At 58.2% G+C, this 26,636-nt stretch carries 27 protein-coding genes and 1 tRNA gene; 16 read left to right on the top strand and 12 right to left on the bottom strand.

Annotation, left to right across the window (positions count from 1 at the left end):
- Positions 1-9 precede the first annotated feature (9 nt).
- Positions 10-840 carry an NADPH-dependent 7-cyano-7-deazaguanine reductase QueF gene (gene queF / locus AACY07_RS08005; RefSeq protein WP_219262476.1) on the top strand — a complete coding sequence of 277 codons (831 nt, stop codon included), beginning with the start codon at positions 10-12 and terminating at the stop codon, positions 838-840.
- Between the two features lie 109 nt (positions 841-949).
- Here the strand turns inward: queF and AACY07_RS08000 are convergent, their stop codons facing one another.
- Positions 950-1,423, bottom strand: coding sequence for a peroxiredoxin (locus AACY07_RS08000; protein ID WP_133077815.1), 474 nt, complete (start codon positions 1,421-1,423; stop codon positions 950-952).
- A 13-nt stretch (positions 1,424-1,436) separates the two neighbouring features.
- On the bottom strand, positions 1,437-1,997 hold the full coding sequence (locus tag AACY07_RS07995; RefSeq protein WP_133077814.1) for a glycine cleavage system protein R: 561 nt from the start codon (positions 1,995-1,997) through the stop codon (positions 1,437-1,439).
- Between the two features lie 326 nt (positions 1,998-2,323).
- On the opposite strand from AACY07_RS07995, the gene dapA reads away from it, so the two are divergent.
- The 5 genes from dapA to AACY07_RS07970 all read left to right on the top strand — a co-directional run bounded on the left by dapA (position 2,324) and on the right by AACY07_RS07970 (position 6,021).
- A complete protein-coding gene (gene dapA, locus AACY07_RS07990) occupies positions 2,324-3,202 on the top strand; it encodes a 4-hydroxy-tetrahydrodipicolinate synthase (RefSeq protein WP_339474279.1) in 879 nt (292 codons plus the stop codon).
- A 17-nt stretch (positions 3,203-3,219) separates the two neighbouring features.
- A complete protein-coding gene (gene bamC, locus AACY07_RS07985) occupies positions 3,220-4,335 on the top strand; it encodes an outer membrane protein assembly factor BamC (RefSeq protein WP_133077812.1) in 1,116 nt (371 codons plus the stop codon).
- 4 nt (positions 4,336-4,339) lie between these two features.
- The gene (locus AACY07_RS07980; protein ID WP_133077811.1) at positions 4,340-5,098 is read left to right on the top strand and encodes an MBL fold metallo-hydrolase; all 759 of its coding nucleotides are present in this window, start codon (positions 4,340-4,342) and stop codon (positions 5,096-5,098) included.
- Positions 5,099-5,126: 28 nt separating this feature from the next.
- The gene (gene purC / locus AACY07_RS07975) at positions 5,127-5,840 is read left to right on the top strand and encodes a phosphoribosylaminoimidazolesuccinocarboxamide synthase (protein WP_019410660.1); all 714 of its coding nucleotides are present in this window, start codon (positions 5,127-5,129) and stop codon (positions 5,838-5,840) included.
- Positions 5,841-5,931: 91 nt separating this feature from the next.
- A tRNA-Ser gene (locus AACY07_RS07970) sits at positions 5,932-6,021 on the top strand.
- A gap of 249 nt (positions 6,022-6,270) precedes the next feature.
- Here AACY07_RS07970 and AACY07_RS07965 read toward each other — a convergent pair.
- The 3 genes from AACY07_RS07965 to AACY07_RS07955 form a co-directional block, all read right to left on the bottom strand.
- Positions 6,271-6,708, bottom strand: coding sequence for a hypothetical protein (locus tag AACY07_RS07965; protein ID WP_339474278.1), 438 nt, complete (start codon positions 6,706-6,708; stop codon positions 6,271-6,273).
- 388 nt (positions 6,709-7,096) lie between these two features.
- Complete coding sequence (locus AACY07_RS07960; protein WP_339474277.1) at positions 7,097-7,474, bottom strand: hypothetical protein; 378 nt, start codon at positions 7,472-7,474, stop codon at positions 7,097-7,099.
- Positions 7,475-7,515: 41 nt separating this feature from the next.
- Positions 7,516-8,331, bottom strand: coding sequence for a P-loop NTPase (locus AACY07_RS07955; protein WP_339474276.1), 816 nt, complete (start codon positions 8,329-8,331; stop codon positions 7,516-7,518).
- A 468-nt stretch (positions 8,332-8,799) separates the two neighbouring features.
- Between AACY07_RS07955 and AACY07_RS07950 the strand changes: the two genes are divergently transcribed.
- Complete coding sequence (locus AACY07_RS07950) at positions 8,800-9,777, top strand: AraC family transcriptional regulator (protein WP_339474275.1); 978 nt, start codon at positions 8,800-8,802, stop codon at positions 9,775-9,777.
- A gap of 231 nt (positions 9,778-10,008) precedes the next feature.
- Here the strand turns inward: AACY07_RS07950 and AACY07_RS07945 are convergent, their stop codons facing one another.
- A complete protein-coding gene (locus AACY07_RS07945; protein ID WP_339474274.1) occupies positions 10,009-10,731 on the bottom strand; it encodes a pirin family protein in 723 nt (240 codons plus the stop codon).
- A gap of 249 nt (positions 10,732-10,980) precedes the next feature.
- Between AACY07_RS07945 and AACY07_RS07940 the strand changes: the two genes are divergently transcribed.
- The 5 genes from AACY07_RS07940 to ycaC all read left to right on the top strand — a co-directional run bounded on the left by AACY07_RS07940 (position 10,981) and on the right by ycaC (position 16,099).
- Complete coding sequence (locus AACY07_RS07940; RefSeq protein WP_339474273.1) at positions 10,981-11,931, top strand: GlxA family transcriptional regulator; 951 nt, start codon at positions 10,981-10,983, stop codon at positions 11,929-11,931.
- 122 nt (positions 11,932-12,053) lie between these two features.
- Positions 12,054-12,878, top strand: a complete 825-nt coding sequence (locus AACY07_RS07935; RefSeq protein ID WP_339474272.1) for an alpha/beta fold hydrolase — start codon at positions 12,054-12,056, stop codon at positions 12,876-12,878.
- A 115-nt stretch (positions 12,879-12,993) separates the two neighbouring features.
- A complete protein-coding gene (locus AACY07_RS07930) occupies positions 12,994-13,605 on the top strand; it encodes an antibiotic biosynthesis monooxygenase (protein ID WP_339474271.1) in 612 nt (203 codons plus the stop codon).
- On the top strand, positions 13,602-15,440 hold the full coding sequence (locus tag AACY07_RS07925) for an amidohydrolase (RefSeq protein ID WP_339474270.1): 1,839 nt from the start codon (positions 13,602-13,604) through the stop codon (positions 15,438-15,440). The genes AACY07_RS07930 and AACY07_RS07925 overlap by 4 nt, the downstream gene beginning before the upstream one ends.
- A gap of 32 nt (positions 15,441-15,472) precedes the next feature.
- Positions 15,473-16,099 (top strand): isochorismate family cysteine hydrolase YcaC, encoded by a 627-nt coding sequence (gene ycaC, locus AACY07_RS07920; protein ID WP_133077800.1) that lies wholly within the window; start codon positions 15,473-15,475, stop codon positions 16,097-16,099.
- Positions 16,100-16,235: 136 nt separating this feature from the next.
- On the opposite strand, the gene AACY07_RS07915 is transcribed toward ycaC, so the two are convergent.
- Positions 16,236-17,663, bottom strand: a complete 1,428-nt coding sequence (locus tag AACY07_RS07915; RefSeq protein ID WP_339474269.1) for a mechanosensitive ion channel family protein — start codon at positions 17,661-17,663, stop codon at positions 16,236-16,238.
- A gap of 118 nt (positions 17,664-17,781) precedes the next feature.
- Here AACY07_RS07915 and AACY07_RS07910 point away from each other — a divergent pair, with 118 nt between their 5' ends.
- The 4 genes from AACY07_RS07910 (at position 17,782) to AACY07_RS07895 (ending at position 21,163) form a co-directional block, all read left to right on the top strand.
- Positions 17,782-18,678, top strand: coding sequence for a LysR family transcriptional regulator (locus AACY07_RS07910; RefSeq protein ID WP_326398280.1), 897 nt, complete (start codon positions 17,782-17,784; stop codon positions 18,676-18,678).
- Between the two features lie 175 nt (positions 18,679-18,853).
- A complete protein-coding gene (locus AACY07_RS07905) occupies positions 18,854-19,903 on the top strand; it encodes an alpha/beta hydrolase (RefSeq protein WP_133077797.1) in 1,050 nt (349 codons plus the stop codon).
- 14 nt (positions 19,904-19,917) lie between these two features.
- Positions 19,918-20,403: a (R)-mandelonitrile lyase gene (locus AACY07_RS07900; protein WP_339474267.1), complete on the top strand. Its 486-nt coding sequence runs from the start codon at positions 19,918-19,920 to the stop codon at positions 20,401-20,403.
- Positions 20,381-21,163 carry a carboxymuconolactone decarboxylase family protein gene (locus tag AACY07_RS07895; RefSeq protein WP_445261362.1) on the top strand — a complete coding sequence of 261 codons (783 nt, stop codon included), beginning with the start codon at positions 20,381-20,383 and terminating at the stop codon, positions 21,161-21,163. The genes AACY07_RS07900 and AACY07_RS07895 overlap by 23 nt, the downstream gene beginning before the upstream one ends.
- On the opposite strand, the gene AACY07_RS07890 is transcribed toward AACY07_RS07895, so the two are convergent.
- From AACY07_RS07890 to poxB, 5 genes are all read right to left on the bottom strand, one after another.
- A complete protein-coding gene (locus tag AACY07_RS07890; protein ID WP_339474265.1) occupies positions 21,151-22,044 on the bottom strand; it encodes a LysR family transcriptional regulator in 894 nt (297 codons plus the stop codon). The genes AACY07_RS07895 and AACY07_RS07890 overlap by 13 nt on opposite strands.
- A gap of 24 nt (positions 22,045-22,068) precedes the next feature.
- Positions 22,069-22,860, bottom strand: coding sequence for a type I methionyl aminopeptidase (gene map / locus AACY07_RS07885; protein ID WP_339474264.1), 792 nt, complete (start codon positions 22,858-22,860; stop codon positions 22,069-22,071).
- Positions 22,857-23,099 (bottom strand): ParD-like family protein, encoded by a 243-nt coding sequence (locus AACY07_RS07880; protein ID WP_133077793.1) that lies wholly within the window; start codon positions 23,097-23,099, stop codon positions 22,857-22,859. The genes map and AACY07_RS07880 overlap by 4 nt, the downstream gene beginning before the upstream one ends.
- 483 nt (positions 23,100-23,582) lie before the next feature.
- Positions 23,583-23,930 carry a DUF6124 family protein gene (locus tag AACY07_RS07875; protein WP_339474262.1) on the bottom strand — a complete coding sequence of 116 codons (348 nt, stop codon included), beginning with the start codon at positions 23,928-23,930 and terminating at the stop codon, positions 23,583-23,585.
- A 617-nt stretch (positions 23,931-24,547) separates the two neighbouring features.
- Positions 24,548-26,269, bottom strand: a complete 1,722-nt coding sequence (gene poxB / locus AACY07_RS07870) for a ubiquinone-dependent pyruvate dehydrogenase (protein WP_339474261.1) — start codon at positions 26,267-26,269, stop codon at positions 24,548-24,550.
- Between the last annotated feature and the right edge of the window lie 367 nt (positions 26,270-26,636).

The raw sequence follows: 26,636 nt of genomic DNA, 5'->3' as shown, positions 1-26,636 counted from the left end.
GTTTTTGTCATGCATCCCGCCGCCGAACATTCCCCGCTGGGCAAGTCCAGTGAATACATCAGCACCTACACCCCGTCCTTGCTGTTCCCGATCCCGCGTGCGGCGAAATGGGCAGAGCTGGGGCTGAGCGCCGAAACGCTGCCTTATGTCGGGGTGGATTTCTGGACCTGCTTCGAGCTGTCGTGGCTGTTGCCATCGGGCAAGCCGGTCGTCGCCATTGGCGAGTTCTGCTTTGCCGCCGATTCGCCGAATATCGTCGAGTCCAAGTCGTTCAAGCTGTACTTGAACTCCCTGAACCAGAGCGTTTTTGCGGATACGCCGAGCCTTGAAGCCACATTGCAGGCAGATTTGTCCGCAGCATCCGGCAAGCCTGTCAGCGTGCGCGTACGCAGCTTGAATGATGTCCAGGCCGATGGCGTAGGCGTTTTGCCGGGTATCTGCATTGATGACCTGGATATCTCGGTCAGCGATTACGAACAGCCCCGTCCTGAGTTGCTCCAGTGCGATGGTTCACAGGTCGTGGAAGAAAGCGTTTACAGCCACTTGCTCAAATCCAACTGCCCGGTTACCAGTCAGCCTGACTGGGGCACTGTCGTGGTGCAATACCGTGGCGCGGCGCTGGATCACGCCAGTTTGCTGGCGTATCTGGTGAGCTTTCGCCAGCACTCGGACTTCCACGAGCAATGTGTGGAGCGGATCTTTCTCGACTTGCAGCGTTTGCTCAAGCCCGAGAAGTTGACCGTGTATGCGCGCTATGTGCGCCGTGGCGGGCTGGATATCAACCCGTACCGCAGCACCGAAGCGGTCGAGTTCCAGAATGTGCGGTTGGTGCGTCAGTAATACGCTGTGACTCATGTGGGAGCGGGCTTGCTCGCGACAGGTCCATGCGGTTTGCCTGGCAATCCGCGTCGCCTGAATCGCGAGCAAGCCCGCTCCCACAGAGTTTTGCTTAGCCGTTATTCAGCGCCTTGGCCTGCTCAAGTACTGCCTCGACATGCCCCGGCACTTTCACGCCGCGCCACTCGTGGCGTAGCACGCCGTCCTTGTCGATCAGGAATGTGCTGCGATCAACGCCCATGTACTCTTTGCCGTACAGTTTTTTCAGCTTGATCACATCAAACAGCTGACACAGCGCTTCGTCCTTGTCGCTCAGCAACTCAAACGGAAAACCTTGCTTGGCCTTGAAGTTCTCGTGGGACTTGAGGCTGTCGCGGGACACACCGAACACTTCGGTGTTGGCCGCCTGAAACTCGGCGTAATGGTCACGAAAACCCTGGCCCTCGGTGGTACAGCCAGGCGTGCTGTCCTTGGGATAGAAGTAAATCACCACCTGCTTGCCTTTGAGCCCCGCCAAAGTGACGGTCTGCTCGCTGGTTGCCGGGATCTGGAAGTCGTCTACGGGTTGGTCAATTGCAACGGCCATTGAGTCGGTTTCCTTACATCGGGTTCTGTGGGCGCCACGGTTCGATCAGTGCATCCAGGTTCAGCGCATCGGCGAAGTCCAGAAACTGATCACGCAGCCAGCTGATTTGTATGCCGGCCGGCAAGGTCACGGTGAACGTGGCATTGAGCATGGTGCCGCCGGTTTGTGGAGCCTGATAGGTGTCGCATGTCAGGTTTTCCAGCTCTACGTTGTGGTCCATGAAGAACTGGCACAGCTCGTTGATGATGTCCGAGCGGTAGGCCGAGCTCACATAGGCTACGTAGGGTAGCGCTTGCGGGCGGGTTTCAAGGGCGGCACTGCGCACAACATTGACGCTGAACGCATGTTTTTTGGCCAGCGCGGGCAGGCCGGCTTCGAGGCGCGCCAGGGCGTCCCAGCTGCCTGTTATTTCCAGGATCAGCGCACTGCATTCGCCGTGGCGAGTCAGGCGCGAGGTTACGACGGCGCAGCGATTATCATGGCTGGCGCGACACAGGACGTTAGTCAGCTCCATTGGGTTGGCGCCAAGGGCACTGATGACAAGGAATTGTTCGCGGACTGTGGGGGTGGACATGCAGCCTTCCTAAAACGATGAGCGGTCAGTACGGTCGATGGGGAGCGAGCTGAATATCAGCCGACACTTGAGCGCCGAAGCCCGCCAATACAGCGTTACAGGCGGTTTGCAGGCTCTGCAAACCGCGCTCGGCGGCGTTTGGGCGGGGCTTTGGGCGCTTGCTGAAGGCCTGTGAAACAGACTTGCGCACACATCAGTACCAATCAAAGGCTGAAGGGTAGCGAAAAGCAACGCTAAGGGGAATGCTCATCGGGCGCGCTGTTGCTTGTGCAAGGGTCATGGCGCCAGTACCATTACGGCTCTCTTTTTCCGGCAGGAGCGGTTGCATGATTGCGGGCAGTATGGTGGCACTGGTCACACCCATGGATGCACAAGGTCGTCTTGATTGGGACGCTCTGAGCAAACTGGTGGACTTTCACCTGCAAGAGGGCACCAACGCCATTGTTGCCGTTGGCACCACAGGTGAATCGGCAACTCTGGATGTGAACGAACACATCGAAGTGATTCGTCACGTTGTCAAACAGGTTGCAGGACGTATCCCGGTGATTGCCGGTACGGGCGCCAACTCGACGCGTGAAGCGATCGAACTGACCGCCAATGCGAAGGCCGCTGGCGCCGACGCATGTCTGCTGGTGACTCCGTATTACAACAAGCCGACCCAGGAAGGTTTGTACCAGCATTTCAAGGCCATCGCCGAAGCGGTCGATATCCCGCAGATCCTTTACAACGTTCCGGGCCGTACCGCCTGCGACATGCTGCCGGCAACCGTTGTGCGCCTGTCGACGGTGCCGAACATCATCGGCATCAAGGAAGCCACCGGCGACCTGACCCGCGTACCGGCCATCCTGGCAGGCGTCAGCAGCGACTTCCTGGTGTACTCCGGTGACGACGCGACCGCAGTCGAGCTGATCCTGCTCGGCGGCAAGGGCAATATCTCGGTGACCGCCAACGTTGCGCCACGAGACATGAGCGACCTGTGCGCCGCTGCGATGCGTGGCGATGCCGCCACTGCTCGCGCGCTCCACGAAAAGCTGATGCCGCTCAATAAAACCCTGTTTATCGAATCCAACCCTATCCCCGTGAAATGGGCGCTGCATGAAATGGGCTTGATGTCGGACGGTATCCGTCTGCCTCTCACCTGGCTCAGCGAGCCTTGCCACGAACCACTGCGTCAGGCAATGCGCCAGTCCGGTGTCTTGGTTTAATTGAGGAAGCACTACGCATGAAGCGATTGGCCGGACTTTCCGCACTAGCCGTGATTATTTCCAGCACCAGCGGCTGCGGTTGGCTGTGGGGTCAAGACGGGTATTTCCGTGACCGTGGCAGCGATTATCTGGAGGCGCGTCAAACCCCTCCCATGCAGTTGCCACCCGGTGTCCAGACTGACAAACGCCTGGTCCCGCTGTTGCCGATCCCTGGCAACGTGCCTGACGACAACGTCAAGGGCGAATTTGAGGTGCCGCGTCCACAGCCATTGGCTGTAACCGCCAGTGCCAGCGACTTCAGCCTTCAAAAAAGCGGCGACAGCCGTTGGGTGATGGCGCAGCGCTCTCCGTCCGAAGTCTGGCCGGTGGCAATGCAGTTCTTCCAGGACAACGGTTTCAGCATTGACGAGCAGCGCCCGCAAACCGGCGAATTCACAACCACCTGGCAGCGTGCTGACGAGCTTTCGGCTCCGATGGCCCGCCATGTGGGCAGCAGCGGCCTGGCCGCCGACAGCGAGACCCGCCTGCGGGTTCGCATCGAGCCGGGTGTGCAGCGCAACACCAGTGAAATCTATGTCGTCAGTGCCAACCGCCCGGCCGGCAGCACTGCCGACGTCGATTTCGCCACCCGTTCGGTCAACACCGGTCTGGATGCAGCCCTGGTTGATGAGATGCTCATCAGCATGAACCGTAACGCCGAGAAGGGCGGTTCGGTATCGTTGCTTGCAGCACGTGATTTCGACACCCCGGCGCGCGTCAGCCTGAGCGAAGACGGCAGCGGCAACCCGGTGCTGACGCTGACCGAAGACCTCGATCGCGCCTGGTCCAGTGTGGGTCGCGCGCTTGAGCAGGGCGAATGGCGTGTTGAAGACATCAACCGCACCTTGGGCCTGTACTACATCAACCTTGCCGAAAAAGCCGAGAAGAAGGACGAGAAGCCTGGTTTCTTCTCCGGTCTCTTCGGCAGCAAGCCGGACAAGGAAGAAGTTGAAGCCCGTGCCCAGCGCTATCAGGTTCGCCTGAGCAAGGTCGGTGACAGCGTACAAGTGACTGTCGAAGAAAACATCAACACCGTTGCCTCGCCAGAAGTGGCGCGCAAAGTGTTGGGCGTTATCCAAGACAACCTGGGTTGATTGCATGCGCTTTGCCGTTCTCGGCAGTGGTAGCCAAGGGAATGGCACGCTGATAACCAGCGACAACACTTATGTACTGGTCGATTGCGGTTTCTCCTTGCGAGAAACCGAGCGTCGCCTGGCAAGGTTGGGCGTCAGCGCCCACCAGCTGAGCGCGATTCTGGTAACCCACGAACATGCCGACCACGTGCATGGCGTGGGTTTGCTGTCTCGGCGCTACAATTTGCCGGTGTACATGAGTCGTGGCACTCAGCGCGGGATGCGCAAGCCCCTGGAGCCGGCCGGATACGTTGCCGGTGGCCAGACATTGCAAGTCGGGGCGTTGACTATCAGTGTGACCCTTGTGGCCCATGATGCTCAGGAACCCACCCAGTACGTGTTCAGTGACGGCAAGCGGCGGTTTGGCTTGCTGACCGACCTGGGCTCGTATTGCGCGGGGGTACTGGACAGCTACCGCAACCTGGATGCACTGATGATCGAGGCAAACCATTGCCGCGACCTGCTTGCCCGTGGTCACTACCCTGCTTTTCTCAAGCAGCGGGTAGGGGGCCAGGAAGGACATTTGAACAACCATCAGGCTGCAAGCCTGGTGGCCGAGTTGGGCTGGCAAGATCTGCAACACCTTGTACTGGCACACCTCAGCAGCAAGAACAACCTGCCGCAGCTGGCCCGGCAATGTTTTGTCGACACCCTAGGGTGCGACCCGGACTGGCTGCAACTGGCCGATCAAGATTCAGGGCTCGACTGGCGCACAATCGCCTAGCCCACCTACTTAGCATGCGGAGCCCATCATGGAAAAACGTGAAGAACTCTATCGCGGTAAAGCGAAATCGGTTTACAAGACCGACGACGAAAACCGCTTGATCCTGCTGTTTCGCAACGACACCTCGGCGTTCGACGGCAAGCGTATTGAACAGCTTGATCGCAAAGGTATGGTGAACAACAAGTTCAACGCCTTCATCATGCAGAAACTCGAAGAAGCCGGCGTGCCGACCCAATTCGACAAACTGCTGGGTGACAACGAGTGCCTGGTCAAAAAGCTCGACATGATCCCTGTCGAGTGCGTTGTGCGTAACTACGCGGCAGGCAGCCTGGTCAAGCGCCTGGGTGTCGAAGAGGGCATGAAGCTCAACCCGTACACCTTTGAACTGTTCCTCAAGGACGACGCCAAGGGCGACCCGTTCATCAACGAATCCCACGTCGTGGCATTCGGTTGGGGCACTGCCGAGCAACTGGTTCGCATGAAAGAACTGTCGCTCAAGGTCAACGATGTACTGAACAAATTGTTCGACGACGCTGGCTTGCTGCTGGTGGACTTCAAGCTTGAGTTCGGCGTATTCCATGACGGCTCCATCGTCCTAGGTGACGAATTCAGCCCGGACGGTTGCCGTCTGTGGGACAAGGCCACTGGCAAGAAAATGGACAAGGACCGCTTCCGTCAGGGTCTGGGCGATGTCATTGAAGCCTACGAAGAAGTTGCAAACCGCCTCGGCGTCCCGCTTTAAGCAGTAAAGGCGCGCAAGCAACTGATAGCACGCGGTTTTTTTGAAAAAAGGCTTTGCCATAATCAGAAACCGCGTTATGATGCGCGCCGTTGGAGAGATGCCAGAGTGGCCGAATGGGACGGATTCGAAATCCGTTGTACTGGCGACAGTACCTAGGGTTCGAATCCCTATCTCTCCGCCATTATTGAACAAGACGAAGCCCCTGAAATGGTTAAACATTTCAGGGGCTTTTTCGTGGGCGGGTATAAAGTCGGGGCCTTTTGAGGGCAAAAATGCACAAATAACTACCTGCCAACTTTGGGCTAGCGCTGCATGTGCCAATGGAAGGCGCAATTAATGAGCTATGAAGCCAAGGTCTACAACGTGATGATGGCTCTCGGCTTCCTCAACGACGCAGCACAACCCGCGTTTATCTCAAGCGGCGCTGAAGTCAAAGGAGCCCAACGGCAGGGGCGATGATTTTTGCGCCCGTGATGAGTTCCTCGGCAAGCAAGCCCTTAACGCTTTCCTTGCTGCCTTCTCTGGCAATCTCGGCCAGTTGCTCGCGCAGGGAGTGAGCATGAGTCAGGCTGCGCGGGGTTGCGTTGAGAGCTTCGAGGCCTTTCACAGTGAGTACGGCATCCGAGACATGGGTGTTGGAAAACAGCCCCCCGCTGATGTACCCCGCGTTGATCAGCCATCCCGTTGTCGCGATAAAAAACTCAGCCTCTTTGCTGGGCAGATCCATTTGACGCTCTTCACTCCACTCCATTGCCGATTCAACAAAATGCTCTGCGGTCAGGTTGAGGGGCACAGGGAAGTTCAGATACAGCTCACCCAGCACCTTGCCGGTCAGCTCATTGAATTTATCGATATTGGAACCAGACATGTCACAGAACTCCGACAAAAAAGCACTCAGCGTGCAGAGAATCAAAGCTGCTGTTGAGCCATAGCGGCTCCAGCGAAATGTTGGCTAAAGCGTTCACAGATGCACTGGCGAGCAACTACGCGGCAGGGCAGACAAAAGCGAAGCCAGCCACTACTTTGACCCATATCCCCCTTGGCGTCACCTCAACTCAAGAGAATCCACACGTTCCATACCCCAAACCACCTCGACGCGGTTGAGGCGGCCATCTCACGCGGCGAGAAAACCGGGCGCCATACCGACTGCGCCGTAAGATGAGCATTTAAAGTTTATGTACCTTGCGGCTCACGACAGACCATTCCGGAATGGAGTCAGATGCTTTTCATATGTGGTCAGTGAGGCGGTTGAGTTCTTAATTTAGTGGTGTCTGTTTAATTGATTCATTATCGCTACTGATGAGTGAGATGCACTCAGCGTATGCTCTCATGGCAAACAGGGGATGAACGTCAATGAAGTGTTTCTTGACGGTCGTGCAGTAGTGCTCATAGTTAGCGTCCTCCAGGCAGTCATGGGTGCCCAGGCAGTAACTGATCTGTGTGTGGATATAGATAACCTTGGCAAATGCACTGCCTCGGCTGGATATTAATTTTTTTTGTGCTGGCCTGCCCATGCAGTTGTGGTGGCGAAAGTCTTGAAAGGTTTCTTCCAGTAGTTTTAAAAGCCGGGGGAATTCATCGTTAACCGTCATAAATTTGTCAGAGGTGAAGCGGTCTTTGAACGTCCATGCCATGTGAATTTTCACCCTGAAAAGTCTGTGTTTTTACGGTGTGTTTATACGGTATGGGATTTTTGGATGAGGGATTCCAAAAAGAATTCTATGTGGCCTGTGGGTGTTTCGCGCAGGGGCCATTTTTCAATTGATTTGGCTATTTTTTTAATATCGTAAGCAAAGTCTGACTTGGGGAACATGTCATACAAAGCCTTGCCTTTACTGGCCGCCATTCGGGATGACTTGTGTTCATGAACGTACCCGGCGTAACTCAAAAGCACATCATTGTTCTTGTTTAATTGTTGAAGGGTGTTGAATGCTTTTTGACCTTCATGTGTGTCATGGGCTTTGTTGATCAGTATTCTGAAGTTGTGTAAGTCGTAAGTGCTGTGCAGTATATGTATAAGAGCCTGTGTGCTGGCGATGGCCGTTGGTTCGCTGCAGGTGACAAGCAAGATTTCTTGTGAGGCGCGTATGAAGTTGAGCGTGCCCTTGTTAATGCCGGGCGCGGTGTCAATGACAAGGATGTCGAGTTCTTTGGCAATAGTGCTGAGCGCGTTAATGATGCCAAAGTGATGGGCAGTCGATAAGTTTCTCATCGATTTCGACAGGTGGCTGCCGAGCATCAAGTTGATGCCTTTAGGTCCGTTATAGATGACCTCTCGAAGGGAACTGGTCCCTTCGATTAAATCTGTAATGGTATAGTCAGGTGAAATGTTCAAAAGCGTGGCAATGCTGGGAAGTTCCAGGTTAGCGTCGAGAATCGCAACGCGTTTACCAAGGTCTGCCAGTGCCATTGAGAGGTTGATCGATAAGGTACTTTTGCCCGTCCCACCTTTGCCACTCGCAATCACTATGACTTGAGGGTGTTGGCTCATTATACGTGCGCCGCTTGATAAGTTCTAAGTGGTTTGTGTCACGGTGCAAATCGTTACCTGGATTGAACATTCACCGTTTTATTCGAAACTTTGTGTAGCTGTCCGTGCGTCCAAATATGCCGGTATCGCCTGTCAAGAGGTAGAGCGTCGCTCGAAAAAAAGCGGTGGTGATTGAAAATTGATAGGACCTTATCTTTTTGAAGGCCCATATCCATCCTTTGCCTTGATTGCGCTTTTGATTGAGTGTCATCGTTGATTGAACTACTTAATTGAAGTATTGGATCCAGTTTTTTTCAACGGTATAGTGGCACGATTCTGATTGAATGATAAGTGTTCTGGTGCGATAGAATGGTGTCCATGGGCGCATGCACTATTGACGTCCAAGCACCCCGTCATTAAAGATTTAATCGTTCATATAAGCTGCTCTACTCTGAGCTTGCAGTATTTTATATCAGGGATGTGTCGTAGATGTTTAATATTAGTACGGCGTATGTGCGGTTGCTTGGTCATGCACTTGGTTATCACTTTTCGAATAAAGACAGCTTTGAAGTGGAAGTGCTGGAGTCTGGTGAATATATAGATATTGCACGGGTGTATGAATGGTTGAATGATTTGACGGCCAAGGTGGGGGACCCAGACCTTGGTTTGAAAGCATTTGGCAAGGCACACCCCGCCATGCTGGGTGTTCTCGGGTACGCGGTGATGTCATGTTCAACATTGGGGCATGCGCTGGAGCGGTTGGTCACGTACCATCCCTTAATTAGCAATGGCTCTTTTTTGAAAGTCGAGTTTCGCGGAAAATATCTAAAGGTTCTGGGTTTTGAAGTGGGTGATAAACCACCAAGAGTGTTCATTGATTCAGGAGCGTCAGTGTTCTTAGGGTTGATGCAGTGGCTAGTCCCCCATCAGGCTGTTCAACCAGTCGCTGCGGAATTTACATATGCTGAGCCGGTAGAATTAAATGCATTAAAAGCAATATTTGGGAAAAATATTACCTTTTCTTCAGCGTCGAATAGTCTGCTTTTCAGGAGGGAGGTGTATGATTATCCTTTGATATCTGCCTCGCCGACATTGAATGTCGTGCACACGGATGTGCTGAATGTTTATTTGCAAAATTCAATAAGCGGGCTCATGTCATCCAGGATTAAAAAAATCGTATCTGATGGGTTGTTGGTTGGCTGTATTCCTACCGTTCAAACGGTATCGAGAGCCATGAAGGTGAGTGCCAGAACACTGCAAAACTATTTGCAGCGTGAAGACACTACGTTTACGGCTATTTTTGAGGCCTCTCGAAAAGAGCTGGCGCGTCATTTGTTGAAGGATTCGGCGTATAACTTGAAGTATATATGCGCGACTCTGGGTTTTTGTGATAAGAGCAGCTTCCACAAGGCGTCGTTGCGTTGGTTTGGTATGACGCCCCAGAAATATCGTGAATTGGCAGAGTAAGAAATAAAGTTGCAGTGCTGACGGTCTTGTCGTGCGGCTATAAAGAGACGAGTTTTGGTAGGCCGGGGTTTTAATACGCCGTGTGCCTGCTGCAATTAAAATGTTTGATAGCACTCTCCTTCGCAAGCAATGCTCGAATGATGGTACCGCCAGCGTGTTTTATCACCGGCAGCACCCCAGACGACTTGTTAGCGACGCCATTGATCGTACGCATAACCCAGCTTCAGCCCGTCAAGGCATCTGCGGCAATTCCTGCGCCCGCAGATCGAACACCAGCACCTCGGCATCACTACCATTGCCCAAGGTCAGCCGTTGCTCCTTGCGCACGCGCACGCCGTCGCCTTCCTGCAGTGCCATGCCGTTGAGTTCGACGCTACCACGTGCCACGTGCACGTAGGCGTAGCGGTCGGCGGCAAGTTCCAGCGTGGCGCTTTCCTGGCCGTCTATCAGGGCTGAATACACCCGGGCATCCTGGCGTACGTGGAGCGAACCATCGGCGCCATCGGGCGAGATGATCAGTTGCAGGCGTCCGCGTTTCTTTTGCGTGGTGAAGTGCTCTTGTTGGTAGCGGGGTTTGGCGCCACCGACGTCAGGCACGATCCAGATTTGCAAAAAGTGCACAGGCTCGTTGTGCGAGTGGTTGTACTCGCTGTGCGCCACGCCGCTGCCGGCGCTCATCAATTGCACGTCACCCGGACGGATCACCGAACCTGTGCCCAGGGTGTCCTTGTGTTCCAGCGCACCGTCGAGCACGTAGGAGAAAATTTCCATGTCGCGGTGGGGGTGCTGGCCGAACCCTTTGCCCGCTGCCACGCGGTCGTCGTTGATCACCAACAGGTCGGAGAAGCCTTGTTCATCCAGGTTGCGATAGTTGGCAAATGAGAAGGTGTGGAAGGATTTCAACCAGCCATGGTTGGCGGCGCCGCGATCGGATGCTTTGCGAAGGGTCAGCATGATGACATCTCCTGTGTGGACGTTGATTCGTCCGAGTGAGGAGAAGGTTAATGGTTACTGATCAGTAAATTAAGTAGATGGAAACTGAAACAGTGTCTCTCTGTGGTTGACAATTTTAGCGGATTTATCACGTATGATTTTTCCGACGCCCGCTCATGAACTGCGCGTTTGCAGTGGCCCGGATGCGGCGCACTATTGTTAATCCACAGCGGACTCGCGCATGCAGCTGCCTACAGTGAAATCTATCTTATGAAAACCGTGGCGATGGTGTTGTTTCCAGACTTTCTGCTGCTCGACATGGCGGGGCCCATGGAGGTGTTCTCGATTGCCAACCGCTATCTACAGCCGGATCAGCAGTATGAATTGACCACTCTGGCGACCGAGCCCGGCCTGCTGCGCGCCTCGAATGGCGTAAAGCTGCAGGCGGATCGGCATATTGACCAGGCCAGCGGGCACTATGACTTGCTGCTGGTACCCGGCGGCCCGGGGGCCTACAACGATAAACCGCAGGCATTACTGGAGTGGCTCAAGGGCGCCGTGACCCGTGCCGGGCAATACGGGTCCATCTGCACCGGGGCATTCGTGCTGGGCTTTGCCGGTTTGCTGGATGGCTATCGCGTCACGACTCATTGGCACTACACCGAGCGGCTGATCAAGGCCTTCCCCTCGGCCCGGGTAGAGGTCGACCAGATTTTCGTGCAGGACCGCAATCTCATTACATCTGGCGGCGTCACGGCCGGTATCGATCTTGCGCTGTCGGTCGTCGCCAATGACCACGGCAAAAAAATCGCCCTGGACGTGGCCAAAGTCCTGCTGGTGGTCATGAAACGTCAGGGCGGCCAGGCGCAGTTCAGCCCGCTGATGGCCTCGGTTGGCCCCCAGGAAACCCCCATCACCCGGGTTCAGAACCATATGCTCGAACACCTCGATCAGGCTTTCAGCATTGAATCCATGGCCAGCCTGGCCAGTATGAGTGCCAGGCACTTTGCCCGGGTTTTTGCCCGTGAGGTCAACATGACGCCCATGGATTTTCTTCAGGGCGCGCGTATAGACCGGGCCAGAAACCTGCTGGAGACCAGTGAGTTGCCCCTGAAAACAGTCGCTTTCAAAAGTGGCTTCGGCAGCGTCAGGCACATGCGTTTTCTGTTCAATGAAAAGCTTGGCCTGACCCCGGCGCAGTACCGCGAGCAGTTCAGCTAGCCTCTACTGTCCGTGGTGGGCACCGATATGGCCGTAACGCTCCTACCAGAGCAGTTGTGCTGTCATCGATGCCTGCCAAGATAGATGAGAACTCTTTGCACTTGCACAAGGATGACCGCCCCATGACTACGTTCACCACCCGCGATGGCACCGAAATCTACTACAAGGACTGGGGCACGGGGCAGCCCGTGGTGTTCAGCCACGGCTGGCCGCTGAACGCCGATAGCTGGGAATCGCAGATGCTGTTCCTGGCGTCCAAGGGCTATCGGGTGATCGCCCATGATCGCCGCGGCCATGGGCGCTCCAGCCAGCCGTGGGCAGGCAACGACATGGACACCTACGCCGATGACCTGGCGCAGTTGATCGAGCTGCTGGACCTGCAGGATGCCGTGCTGTTCGGTTTTTCCACCGGCGGCGGTGAAGTGGCGCGTTATATCGGTCGTCATGGTACGGGCCGGGTGGCCAAGGCGGGGCTGATTTCATCGGTGCCGCCCTTGATGCTCAAGACCGAGGCCAACCCTGGCGGCTTGCCGCTTGAGGTGTTTGACGGGATTCGCCAGGCGTCACTGGCGGACCGTTCGCAGCTGTACATCGACCTCGCGAGCGGCCCGTTCTTTGGTTTCAACAAACCGGGGGCCAAACCCTCCCAGGGCATGATCGACTGGTTCTGGATGCAGGGCATGACCAGCGGCCACAAAAACGCCTACGACTGCATCAAGGCGTTTTCTGAAACCGACTTTACCGAAGACCTGAAAAAGTTCGACATACCGACCCTGGTGGTCCATGGCGACGCTGACCAGGTGGTGCCGATCGAAGCTGCGGGCATTGCGTCGGCAGGTTTGGTCAAAGGTTCTACGCTGAAGATCTACCCCGGTGCCCCCCACGGGCTGACGGATACCCACAAGGATCAGCTCAATGCCGATCTGCTGGCGTTTCTCAAGGGCTGATACGCGTTGCTTCACTTCAACTCTGTAGCGATCCACCGTGGGAGCGAGCCTCTCGTTCCCGCGGTTGAAGTGTCTGCAGGGAATATTCGACTGGATAGGGTTGGAGCCTTGCGTCATGTCTGAATCCACTGAGATCAATCCGCCGACCCGGGCTTTCGATGAGGTTGTGACCCTGGTGGTCAAGCATCGGGTCAAGGCCGGTTTTGAAGTGCCCTACAACGCGTGGCTGCGCAAGATCGTGCGCATCGCCGGGCAGTGGGACGGGCATCTGGGGGTGGATGTCGTGCCCGGAAAGAGTGCCGGTCTGGACACCTATACCTGCGTGCTGCGCTTTTGCTCCACTGACGCCATGCAGCGCTGGCTGGACTCGCCGCAACGTCGCGAACTGGTCAACGAAGCCACTCCCATGCTGGCGGACGGCGACCAGACCGAGGTCAATCCGCTCAACGAATTCTGGTTCGCACCCCACACCGAGTCCCGAACGCCACCACCGCGCTGGAAGCAGGCCGTGCTGACGCTGATGGTGATTTTCCCCCATACCTTGCTGGTGCCGCTGATCTGGAAGCCCTTGCTGGGCTTGAGCCCTTTTTTCTCCCAGTACGTGGTCGCCACCTTTGTGATCACGCTGACCATCGTTGTTTCGGTGGTTTATCTGTTTATGCCAATGGCGACGCGTGTGTTCGCGCCCTGGCTGACTGCTGCCACTGAACCCGAGGAACCGCGATGAACGCCGATCTGATCTTATTCAATGGCCAATTTAATACCGTCGATCGCGAAAACCCCCATGCCAGTGCCGTGGCCATCCGCGACGGCCGCTTTGTGGCCGTCGGCACCGATGCTCAGGCAATGGCCCTGCGCGGTACGGGCACGCAAGTCATCGACCTCAAGGGGCGCTGTGTCATTCCGGGCCTTAATGACTCGCACCTGCACCTGATACGTGGCGGCCTGAACTACAACCTCGAACTGCGCTGGGAAGGCGTGCCATCCCTGGCCGATGCGTTGCGCATGCTCAAGGATCAGGCCGATCGCACGCCGACTCCGCAATGGGTGCGCGTGGTCGGCGGCTGGAACGAATTCCAGTTCGCCGAAAAGCGCCTGCCCACCCTGGAGGAACTGAACCAGGCGGCCCCGGACACTCCGGTCTTTATCCTGCACTTGTACGACCGGGCGTTGCTCAATCGGGCCGCTCTGCGAGTGGCTGGCTATACCCGCGATACCCCGAACCCGCCGGGTGGCGAGATTGTGCGCGATGCCAATGGCAATCCGACCGGCATGCTGGTGGCGCGGCCCAACGCGATGATCCTCTATTCGACCTTGGCCAAGGGGCCGAAGCTGCCGCTGGAGTATCAGGTCAACTCCACCCGCCAATTCATGAGCGAACTCAATCGCCTGGGCCTCACCAGCGCGATTGATGCGGGCGGTGGTTTCCAGAACTATCCAGATGATTACCAGGTCATCGAGCAACTGGCCAAAGACCAGCAATTGACCATCCGTATTGCCTACAACCTGTTTACGCAAAAGCCCAAGGAAGAACTGACCGACTTCAAGAACTGGACCAGCAGCGTCACCCTGCATCAGGGCGATGACTTTTTGCGGCACAACGGCGCCGGTGAAATGCTGGTGTTCTCGGCAGCGGACTTCGAGGACTTCCTTGAGCCGCGCCCGGACTTGCCGCAAACCATGGAAGACGAACTGGAGCCCGTGGTGCGCCACCTGGTGGAGCAGCGCTGGCCGTTCCGTCTGCATGCCACCTACAACGAATCCATCAGTCGCATGCTCGACGTGTTCGAGAAGGTCAATCGCGATATTCCGTTCAATGGCTTGCCGTGGTTTTTCGACCATGCCGAAACCATCACCCCCCAAAACATTGAGCGGGTAAGGGCCTTGGGCGGCGGCATTGCGATTCAGGATCGCATGGCGTTCCAGGGCGAGTATTTCGTCGAGCGATACGGCGCCAAAGCGGCCGAAGCCACGCCACCCATCAAGCGCATGCTGGCCGAGGGCGTGCCGGTGGGGGCGGGCACCGATGCCACCCGCGTGTCCAGCTACAACCCGTGGACTTCGCTCTACTGGATGGTCAGCGGTCGCACGGTCGGTGGTCTTGAACTGCACGCCGAAGGCCTGCCCCGGCTTACTGCGCTGGAACTGTTCACCCACGGCAGCGCCTGGTTTTCATCCGAGCAGGGCAAAAAGGGCCAGATCAAGGTCGGCCAGTTGGCAGACGTGGCGGCCCTGAGCGCGGACTTTTTCAGCGTCGACGAAGAAGCCATCAAGTGGATCGAGTCCGTGCTGACCGTGGTGGGCGGCAAGGTGGTGTATGCCGCCGGCGACTTCGAAAAACTTGGCCCGGCCCGCGTACCGGTGTTGCCCGACTGGTCGCCGGTGGTGAAAGTCCCCGGCCACTGGCGCCCGGGTGCGCCGCTGCAGGCGCAGGTCCACCAATGCAGCGGGCCATGCGCGGTGCATGCCCACGGTCATGAAAAAGCACGTTTGTCGAATGCACCGGTCAGCGACTTTGCCGGATTCTGGGGCGCCTTTGGCTGCTCCTGTTTCGCCTTTTGATCCCGTAACACCTATCTATCGAGGAGTTTCACATGAGCACTGTTCCGTACAAGCGCCTGAACAAAGATGATGCTGTGGTGTTGCTGGTTGACCACCAGACCGGTCTGATTTCGCTGGTCCAGGATTTCTCGCCAAACGAATTCAAGAACAACGTGCTGGCGTTGGGCGATGTGGCCAAGTTTTTCAAACTGCCGACCATTCTGACCACCAGTTTTGAAAACGGCCCCAACGGCCCGATGGTGCCGGAGCTTAAGGAACAGTTTCCGGACGCCCCGTACATCCCGCGTCCTGGCCAGATCAATGCCTGGGACAACGAAGACTTCGTCAAGGCGGTCAAGGCGACCGGTCGCAAGCAACTGATCATTGCGGGTGTGGTGACGGATGTATGCGTGACTTTCCCGACCCTGTCGGCGCTGGCTGAAGGTTATGACGTGTTTGTGGTGACGGATGCGTCGGGCACCTTCAACGAAACCGTGCAACAGGCCGCCTGGGCGCGAATGACGGCAGCGGGTGCACAGTTGATGAACTGGTTCTCGGTGGCGTGCGAGCTGCAAGGGGATTGGCGCAATGACATGGAAGGCCTGGCGAACCTGCTGTCGCCGCGCATTCCCAACTACCGCAACCTGATGAACAGCTATTCGGTATTGACCGCCAAGTAAGGCAGTTCCGTTGCTGTTGTAGTCGCTGCCGTAGGCTGCGATAAGGGCCGCAGGACCTTCGTTTGGTTTTGGAACGAGGGTCGCTTCGCAACCCGTCGCAGCCTGCGGCAGCGGCTACAGATATCACCCTCCCTTCTCAGCGCCTGTGCAACCAACTCAAAAAACCGCCTTTGATGGCCGGTGCCGGCGCGGCCATCAGCGCTATGCGGCTACTTTGCTGGCGCACGGCCTGCAACCTGTTCAACGCCCGTCCTACCTCTGTGCGCTGCGCCATGCATTCGCGGGTCACAGACTTGTCGAGCCGATAAATGATGCTTGAGGTCAAGGTGGTAAAGGTCGCCTGGGACGGCGAATCCGTGAGAATGCTTTCCTCGCCCATGATCTCTCCCGGCCCCATGCGTCCGGCCTCAACAGGCCCCGCTGCGTCGGGCACGGTCACGCTGACCACTCCGGTGGCGATGACCATCAGGCTGTCCGGCACCTCGTCCAGCGCCAGCACCACCTGACCGGCCGCGTACTGCTGGGCAACCATGGAGAGGGCGATCTGGTCCCGCTCTTGCTCACTCAGGGAACGGAAGACTTTCACCTCGTCGAGCAAGGCCCGCGCCCGGCCCGCGGGTTCGATTATCGCGTCAGGCTGGCGTGAAATACCCGCCGCTTCCAGGTGTCGGTGGGCCAGGTCAAACAATTGGTTGCGCACTTCACTTTTCCTGGCCAAGTCGGCAATGAACCCGCTGGCCACGTATTCGGACATGATCTCGCCAGCCTCCTTGAGCACCGCTTTGGGCGCAGGATTGAGCAGCAGGCTGCTGCTGCCCTGCAGCGTGCGCTCCAGTGCATCGAGCACCCGGCGGGGGCGAACATGGTTGGGCACCTGAATGCTGATCGACACGCCATGCAGATTCGTGGGCCGGCTCAGGTTGACGATCTTGGCCTTGGCCGCCACCGAGTTGGGCACGACCGCCGTACTGCCCGCGCTGGTCAGCAGGTGGGTGGCGCGCCAGTCGATATCCAGCACCTTGCCTTCGACACCGTCGATCACCACCCAGTCATCCACCTGATACGGCTTGGTGGTGTTGAGCACGATGCCGGAAAACACGTCACTGAGGGTGCTCTGCAAGGCCAGGCCGACCACAATGGCGACCACCCCGGACGTCGCCAGCAAACCTTTGACCGGCAACTCCAGCACGTACCCGGCTGCGGCGACGATGGCCGCCAGAAACACCAGGGCGCCAATCACATCCTGCAGCAGGCGGCCGCTGTGACCGATGCGGCGCATCAGCGCCAGGCCGATCACTTCGGTCAGCACCCGAGCCGCGTACAGCCACCACACAATTCCCAGCGCCGTCGCCCCCAATTGCTCCACCCGGTCATCGGTAAACAGCGGGGCCTGCAACGGGCTGACGCCAGCGTTGATGATCAACGCGCTGAACATCGCAAACAGCGCCAGACGCACCCCCACCCGGGTGACTCGTTGCTTGAACGGCGCCAGATGCCAGAGTGCGGTGTCGATCACCAACAGCACGGCACCCCAGGACAGCGGGTGATCGAGGAGAAAGGACATGGGCAAACTCCAGTTTCAGAAAGCAGGCGAGAGAGGGGGGCCGTGCACAGAGAATAGACGGGTGTTGAAAAGGGAAAAAGCCGCTATAAAGGGTTTAACTGTCCACCAGGTAGTGACAATGAACCCCTTTGAAGACATGCGTATTTTTTGCCAGGTCATGGACTCCGGCAGCTTCACGGCGGCGGCCGACCAACTGGGCCTGTCCAAGCAATTCGTGAGCCGACGATTGATGCAGCTGGAGGCGCGACTGGGCGTGCGCCTGCTCAACCGCTCTACCCGGCGACTGGACGTCACGCCCCTGGGGCAGACCTATTACGAGTCGGCCATGCGCTTGCTCAACGACGTCGAGCACATGGAGCAGGGCATCGCCGGCCAGACCAGCGAGCCGCGCGGCACCCTGCGGGTCAGTGCGCCGCTGTCCTTTGCGATGGCCCATCTGGGCTGCCTGCTGCCGTTGTTTTTGCAGCGCTACAGCGGCGTGACCGTAGAGGTGGACCTCAGCGACCGGCCAGTGGACTTGCTCAGCGAAGGCTATGACCTGGCCTTGCGCATCGGCGTGTTGGAAGACTCGACCCTGATTGCCCGCCGTATCGCCAGCATCGATCGCGTGTACTGTGCCAGCCCAGCCTACCTGGCCGAGCGGGGCACACCGCTCAAACCCCAGGAGCTGCACGAGCATGATTGCCTGCCCTACGGTCATGGCCGTCAGGTGCAGTGGCGTTTCGAAGGGCAGGGCAAGCCCCTGACCCTCAACGTCAGCGGGCGCATGCGGGTCAATAATGGTGAGTTGCTCAAGGATGCGGCCATCGCCGGGCTGGGGATTACCTACCTGCCGACCTTTATCGTCGGCTCGGCGCTGGAGAGCGGGCAATTGGTCCGGGTGCTGGACGATTACCGCTGCGCGCCGCTGGCGTTATCGGCGGTCTATCCGCAGCACCGCCAGCGCTCGCAGCCGGTGCAGGCATTGATCGAGTTCTTGCGCGAGCGGCTGGATCAGGTGCAAGGAGGGTTGTAGCGCCATTGTGCAGATCAGGCCAGGGTGGGGTATTTATGCGTGCTTGATATAAGTGCTATCCGGTAAGCGCCGTTTATCAATTAACTCCCAGCCGCTAAGTTACTTCTATATTGAATGCGCGCACGTCTATGGCGGCCGTTTCCTACAGAAGTTTCACTTTGATGGGGAGATTTTTATGACGTTTACGGTGCTTAAAGCCACGCTAATGGCCGCAATGGTCGGTATGTCCGCCGCCGAGGCGGGCGACTACAAAGCCAACCCGTTTACCTTGACCTACGCTGGCGCAATCACCCGCAACGAACCAGGCAAGGTCAACATTCATCCGGTTACCTACACGCTCAACGGCCTGGATATTGCCGCCAACGTTTACACTCCGGCGAACTACGATGCCAACAAAAAATACCCGGCCATTGTTGTTGCTCACCCCAACGGCGGAGTCAAGGAGCAGGTGGCGGGCCTGTATGCCCAGCGCCTGGCTGAAAAGGGCTACATCACCATCACCGCGGATGCCGCCTATCAGGGGGCCAGTGGCGGTCAGCCGCGCAATGTGGATAAACCTGCCAACCGCGTTGAAGACATCCACGGCATGGCTGACTTCATCGCCCGTTACCCAGGTGTTGATCCTCAGCGTCTTGGCCTGCTGGGCATCTGCGGCGGCGGTGGCTATGCCTTGAAGGCGGGGCAAAGCGACAAACGCTTCCAGTCGATTGCCACCGTGAGCATGTTCAACTCCGGGCTGGTTCGCCGTAATGGCTTCATGGATTCGCAACTGGACACTATCCAGGAGCGTCTGCAACAGGCATCCGCAGCCCGTGCCCAGGAAGCGGCAGGCGGGGAGGTGGTGTACACCGGTGATGTCAAACTCACCGACGAACAAATCGCCAAGCTGCCTTTCGACCTGTATCGCGAAGGCTTCGAGTATTACGGCAAGACCCATGCCCACCCCAACTCGACCTTCAAATACACCCTGAGCAGCCTGCTGGACCTGATGAGCTTCGATGCCACCAACCAGCTCGAACTGCTTAACACGCCGCTGCTGATGATTGCCGGCAGCAAGGCTGACACGCTGTACATGACCGAGCAGGCGTTCGCCAAGGCTACGGGGACCCAGGACAAGACGTTGTTCAAGATCGAGGGCGCGACCCATATCCAGACCTACTGGGTGCCTGAATATGTCGACGCAGCCATCAACCAGCTGGCCGATTTTTACGCCAGGACACTCTGAGTCGGGAGGCAGGCATGAACAGGACACTATGGACGCTTGCGCTGTGTGCAGCGGTGCCCCTGACTGACGCCGCCGCTGGCGGTAGTGACAGGGCCCGTACGCAGCAGATCACCCGTGGCGACACTCAGGTACCGTCGCCGGGGCCAGCGGATTATTTTTCAGGAGTGGTGCGCGTCGATCCCTTGTTTGCTGCCAGCGATGAAATCAATGCATCGGGTGCCTATGTCACGTTCGAGCCTGGAGCACGCTCGGCCTGGCACACCCATCCAGCCGGGCAGCGGCTGGTGGTGGTTTCCGGGGCAGGCCTGACGCAGGAGTGGGGCAAACCGGTGCAGCAGATTTACCCGGGCGACGTAGTGGTCTGCCCGCCGGGCATCAAACACTGGCATGGCGCAGCGCCAGACGGTGCCATGACCCACCTGGCCGTCACCGGCACGGTGGACGGCAAAAGCGTGACCTGGATGGAGAAAGTCACGGATGAACAATATCGGGCCCGTTAAATTCCAGGCATCTGCGATGCTGGCCGTGGCGTTTACCTTCAGCCTGGGCCTGGTCACCGCCTGGGCTCAAGCAGCCCAACCGGCCGGGGATTCGCCCGCTGCCGGCGGGGTGGTCGAGCAGGGCCTGTCGCCCCGCCAGCGCGCGATTCCCCTGATCGCCGCCGCGATGGCCAGCAGTAATATGCCAGCGCTTGATCGTGCCCTGAATCAGGGGCTCGATGCGGGTCTGACGGTCAGCGAGGTGAGGGAGATCCTGGTGCAGTTATATGCCTACACCGGTTTTCCGCGCAGCCTCAACGCCCTCGGTGAGTTGATGAAGGTGCTGCAGGCCCGTCAGCAACGTGGCATTGAAGATGCGCCGGGGCGTGAGCCGGAGCGTGTGATCCCCACCGGCGACGAGTTACTGGCGGCGGGCAAGGCCAACCAGACCCGTATTTCAGGTGCACCGGTACAGGGTCCGTTGTTTGACTTTGCTCCGGTGATTAACCAGTACCTGCAGGCGCATTTGTTCGGCGACATTTTTGAACGCGACAATCTGGACTGGCAAAGCCGCGAGCTGGCGACCGTCGGAGCACTGGCTGCCACGCCCGGGGTTGAGCCGCAACTGCGCTCACACATGGGCGCGAGCCTGCGGGTGGGTCTGAGCGAGGCGCAACTGCGCGAGGTGAGCCAGGTATTGGCCCAAAGCGGTGATGGAGAGGCCGCCCGGCGCGCCGTCGAGGCGCTGGACGCGCAACTGGCAGCGCGTCAGTCGGGGTAGCGCAGGGCTTCGCGCAACAGGGTGAAGGCCGGGGAAGACTGACGACGGCTCGGGTAATAGAGGTGGTAGCCAGAGTAGGGTTCGCACCAGTCCTCCAGCACGCGGATCAAACGGCCCTGCTCGACATGGGGCCGCACCACATCTTCCGGCATATAGGCCAGGCCCAGCCCCTGCAGGACCGACTCCAGGCGCATGGCAATGTTGTTGAACACCAGTTGGCCTTCTATCCGCACCTTGAGCGCCTGGCCGTTTTTCTCGAACTCCCACATAAACAGGCCGCCGTGGGTAGGCATGCGCAGCGTTATGCAGTTGTGTGACACCAGGTCGGCCGGGGTCACCGGCTTGGGGTAGCGACTGAAGTACGCGGGGGAACCGACCACGGCCATGCGCATATCGGGGCCGATGCGCATGGCAATCATGTCCTTGGCCACCTGTTCGCCCAGGCGCACGCCAGCGTCGAAGCCCTCGGCGACAATATCGGTCAGGCCGTAGTCAACGATGATTTCAATGTTCAAGTCGGGGTTGTCAGGCAACAGCTGAGCCAGCACCGGTTGCAGGACCGCGATCGAGGCATGCTCCCCTGCCGTGATGCGCAATGTGCCCGCAGGTTTGTCGCGGAACTTGCTGAGCAGCGCCAGTTCGTTGTTGATCTCGTCGAAGCGTGGCGCAATCACCTGCAACAGGTGCTCCCCCGCTTGCGTGGGGGCAACACTGCGGGTTGTCCGCGCCAGCAACCTGACGCCCAGCCGCTCCTCCAGCTGGCGCATGGCCCGGCTGAGTGCTGGTTGCGATATGCCGAGCCGGGCCGCGGCGCGCGTAAAACTGCGCTCTTGGGCGACGACCGAGAAGATTGCCAATTGCTCGTAATTTTCAACCGCCATATCGCCGTCCCTATGCAGTGCCCGTCAAACGATGGCGGGGTAGTCGGCCATCGTGTCCGGCCACGGGCTCAATACTTCAAAGCCATCGTCGGTCACGGCGACCATGTGCTCCCACTGAGCCGATAGCGCGCCATCCTTGGTGACCACGGTCCAGTGATCGGGCAGGGTTTTGACATGGCGTTTGCCGGCATTGAGCATGGGCTCGATGGTGAAAATCATGCCGGTCTTGAGCTTCATGCCCTGGCCCGGATAGCCGTAGTGCAGCACTTGCGGCTCGTCGTGATAGACCTTGCCGATGCCGTGGCCGCAGTACTCGCGCACGACGCTGAAGCCTTCTTTCTCGGCGAGGGTCTGGATGGCATGGCCGATATCGCCCAGGGTTGCTCCGGGGCGCACCATGCGGATACCGGCGCACATGGCGTCGTAGGTGGTCTTGACCAGATGCCGTGCGGCGGCACTGGGTTCGCCGACGAAGTACATGCGGCTGGTGTCGCCGAACCAGCCATCCTTGACCACCGCAATGTCGATATTGACGATGTCGCCGTCCTGCAGCACCCGGTTCGACGGGATGCCGTGGCACACCACTTCATTGACCGACGCGCACACGGTTTTCGGAAAGCCGTGGTAGCCCACGTTGCCCGGAATGGCCTTCTGCACATTGACGATGTAGTCGTGGCAGATCTGGTCGAGCTGGTCGGTGGTAACGCCCGCCTTCACGTGCTCGCCGATCATGGCCAGCACCTCGGCGGCCAGTTTGCCCGCCACCTTGGACTGGGCAATCTGTGCCGGGCTATTGATAACGACGTTGTTTCTCATTGATTTGCTCCCGCAGTGGCATCAGCCAGTTCGCACACGTGCTTCAAATCGAGACCGCCTTGCAGTTCGGCCTGTATCAGCAAGCGGCAGATCTGGTTGTGGTCCAGGTCGGGATGCAATTCGGTCAACATGCCGATACGCATCCAGTGCTCTGCCTGTGCATTGATCGAACGGTTGAGTGCGTTGCTGGCGACCCGCAAGTTTTCATGGGTGGCGTCCGAGATCTTTACGATGCCCATCTGAATGCTCAATATGAAATGTATATGAAACGTATATTAATCGAGAGCGACCCACGATCGCAACCTCGCTCCTTGGCCTGCTCGAAGGTTTTGGTTGGCGGCATGACCAGTTCCTGGCGGGCGCTGACTACATTCACTAGCACCGGGCCATCAGCGTTTGTCCAGGCCGTCGAGGGGCTGGTCAAAGCCAGTGGGCTGGAGCAATCCCTCGCAGCCTCGCTTCGCTCCTCAGCGACTACAGGTTTCGTCGTCCACTACGCGTCGTAGCAGTTGACGAGTAGAACGAGGCTACGTCCGATCGCGAAGCGGTCGTAAAGCCAGTACACGCGGTATGTCTGATGAACCGTGAAAGCTGATTTTACGACGGCTACGTCGGGGTACCGCATCACGCCGGACGCAGCCTCGTTCTACTCGTCAGCTGCTACAGAAACCTTTCCGTCATTGAGCAATGACGCGCCTGTCGCCAATCAGGCGCGTGCTGCTTCAGTGCGTTGCCAGTGTGTCCAGCGACGTGTCGACATACCCCTTGGCCAGCTCCACTAGGTGCATGACCGACAACACCAAATCGCGCGCAGGCCCGCTCAAGCCATTCCCCGCCTCATTCGCGCAAGCACCCGCACAGCGCAACAAGTCTGACGCCTGGGCTAAAGCCGCTTCTGAATTGACACTGTGCGGGATGGCCAGCATGGCCGTGCCTATAGGGCGATAAGGCTTATGGTTTTGCAGGTAGTAATTGAGCGCACGTTCGACGGCGGCACGGTCCAGCAACGGGTCGTGACTGTCAGCAGCATCGAGGGGTAAAGCAGGGGGATCGGGGGTGATTTTTTTCATGGCGTAACTCCGATTGTACTCAAGGAGCTGCCAGCACTCGCGACTAAGCAAATGGGAGGCAGCCGTGCGCAGGTTAGTCGACCGGTACATTCGGAAAAACCGGCGCGCTCGAAGGCGCCCTGCGCACGGCCACCATAAAACGCAGGCCGTAAAAAAGCGCCTCGCGGAGGTGGCGCCTTGCGCCGAATGTACACGTCGGGCGACTAAACCCGACCGCTGTTTTGCAGCGATTGGCCGAGACTATTCCCCGATTTGAACAGGCGCAAGCGAGCGGAATCTTCTCGGATGTTTCATGAGAATGAAAGCGAAACGTCGTACGAAATGGCTGATTTCCAAGGCCTGAACACCGCGTGTAGTCGCTGCCGCAGGCTGCGATAAGGGCCGAAGGCCCTTCAAGCAGGGTCGCTGCGCAACCCCTCGCAGCCTCGCTTCGCTCCTCAGCGACTACAGGTTTCGTCGTCAGCTGCTACGGATCGCGAGTACCACCCACCTCGCCCTGGGGGCGAAACCCATAGTTTAGTTGGACACAAATGCTGGATATGTACTCGAAATACCTGTTTTGCGCGCAGCCACTAGAGGAACGCGTTTGACCGGCAACAGAGCACCCACAGAGTTGCTCAACGCCACAAATTGACTTTGGCCAGATCGATCAGCTCCCGTGCGCGGCCGTCCATCACTGTCTTGAGCATAAACAGGCTGAAACCCTTGGCCTGCTCGAAGGTTTTGGTCGGCGGCATGACCAGTTCCTGGCGGGCGCTGACTACGTCCACCAGCACCGGGCCATCATGGCTGAAAGCTTCGCGTAGTGCGGCTTCCAGCTGTGCCGGGTGCTCAACCCGTATCCCTTTCACGCCCATGGCCTGGGCCATTGCCGCAAAGTTCGGGTTTTTCAGGTCGCAGCCCACATCCGGGAAGCCCGCGGCTTTCATTTCCATTTCCACAAAGCCCAGGGTGCCGTTGTTGAGTACGATGACCTTGACCGGCAAACCCACCTGATTGAGGGTCAGAAAGTCGCCCATCATCATGGTGAATCCGCCATCCCCAGACATTGAAATGACCTGGCGATCAGGGAACGTCGCTTGCGCCCCGATGGCTTGCAGCATGGCATTGGCCATCGAGCCGTGGTTGAAGGAGCCGATCAGGCGCCGTTTGCCATTCATCTTCAAATAACGGGCAGCCCATGCGGTAGGTGTGCCGACATCGCAGGTGAAAATCGCATCCTCTGCCGCCAGTTCACTGACCAGGCGATTGAGGTACTGCGGGTGGATGATCGAACTGTTGGGGCTGCTTTCAGCCAGCGCATCGAGGTCTTCGCGGGCTTTTTTGTAGTCGGCGCGGGCGGCATCGAGGTGTTCGTGATCGGGGTTTTGCATCACTTTGGGCAGCACCGCCTGTAGCGTCAGCTTCACATCACCCAGCAGGCCCAATTGCAGCGGGCAACGGTTGCCCAGGGCTTCGGGGCGCAAGTCGATTTGCGCGATGTAGCTGTGCTGCGGGTAAAACTGGCGATACGGAAAATTGGTGCCGAGCATCAACAAGGTGTCGCAGTTCATCATCGCCTTGTAACCCGAGGCGAAGCCGATCAGTCCGGTCATGCCAACGTCATAGGGGTTGTCGTATTCGACATGTTCCTTGCCGCGCAGGGCATGCACGATGGGCGCGTTCAAGCGCTCGGCCAGCGCCAGGATTTCGCTATGGGCACCGGCGCAGCCTGCGCCGCACAGCAGCGTGACCTTCTTGCCATCATTGAGAAACGACGCCAGCCGGTCGATATCGGCCGGAGCAGGGCAAATCATCGGTTGGGCAGGCTTTATCCATTGCGGGACTTTGGCCTCGGTGGCCTGCAGCGCTACATCGCCGGGAATCACGACGACCGCGACCCCGCGTTTGGCGATGGCCACGCGCATGGCCCGCTGCAGAATCTGCGGCAACTGCTCGGGATGGGACACCAGTTCGACGTAGTGGCTGCATTCCTTGAACAGGCTTTCGGGGTGGGTGGCCTGGAAGTAATCGATACCGATCTCACTGCCGGGAATATGGGCGGCCAGCGCCAGTACCGGTACGCCACTGCGATGGGCGTCGAACAGGCCATTGATCAAGTGCAAGTTGCCCGGCCCGCAACTGCCGGCGCATACCGCAAGCTCACCAGTCAAATGGGCCTCGGCCCCGGCGGCAAAAGCAGCGGACTCCTCATTACGCATATGGATCCACTCGATCTGCTCCTGGCGGCGCAGGGCATCGGTAAAACCGTTGAGGGAATCGCCCACCACGCCGAACACGCGTTTTACGCCGGCTTGCTGCAGGGTTTCGGTGATGAAATCGGCAACCGTTCTGGTCATGGGGCTGGCTCCTCGAAGCAGTAAGGTGGATCAAGCAGGATAGACACTGCATGCGACCTTGCCGGTCTTTGAAACGTTCACCGGCCTGCGGGATGGGAATGTTTAGCGCTGGTGTAACCAAAGGTATAAAACCCTGCATTTAAACAAACGGGCCAGCCGTGTGAGGCTGGGTTCCCTTTTTGGCAACGGTTGCAGGTATGAGGCGTGGTCTGAGCAGTATTCAGTGCCAACGGCAGTCGCGCGCTCCTGCCGTGCGGCGTGTGCCATGCCTGCCCTCAGAACTGGCTTTCTGGGCCCTGTTTCACTGCCGCCATGCCCGCCCGCCGGATGCTCGTTAGCCGTTAAATCCTGACTGTCGCGTACCCTC

The organism is Pseudomonas sp. RL_5y_Pfl2_69 (genome assembly GCF_963970465.1).
Classification (GTDB): domain Bacteria; phylum Pseudomonadota; class Gammaproteobacteria; order Pseudomonadales; family Pseudomonadaceae; genus Aquipseudomonas.
Note: the sequence above shows the minus strand (reverse complement) of the source record. Positions and strands in the feature narration are given on the sequence as shown.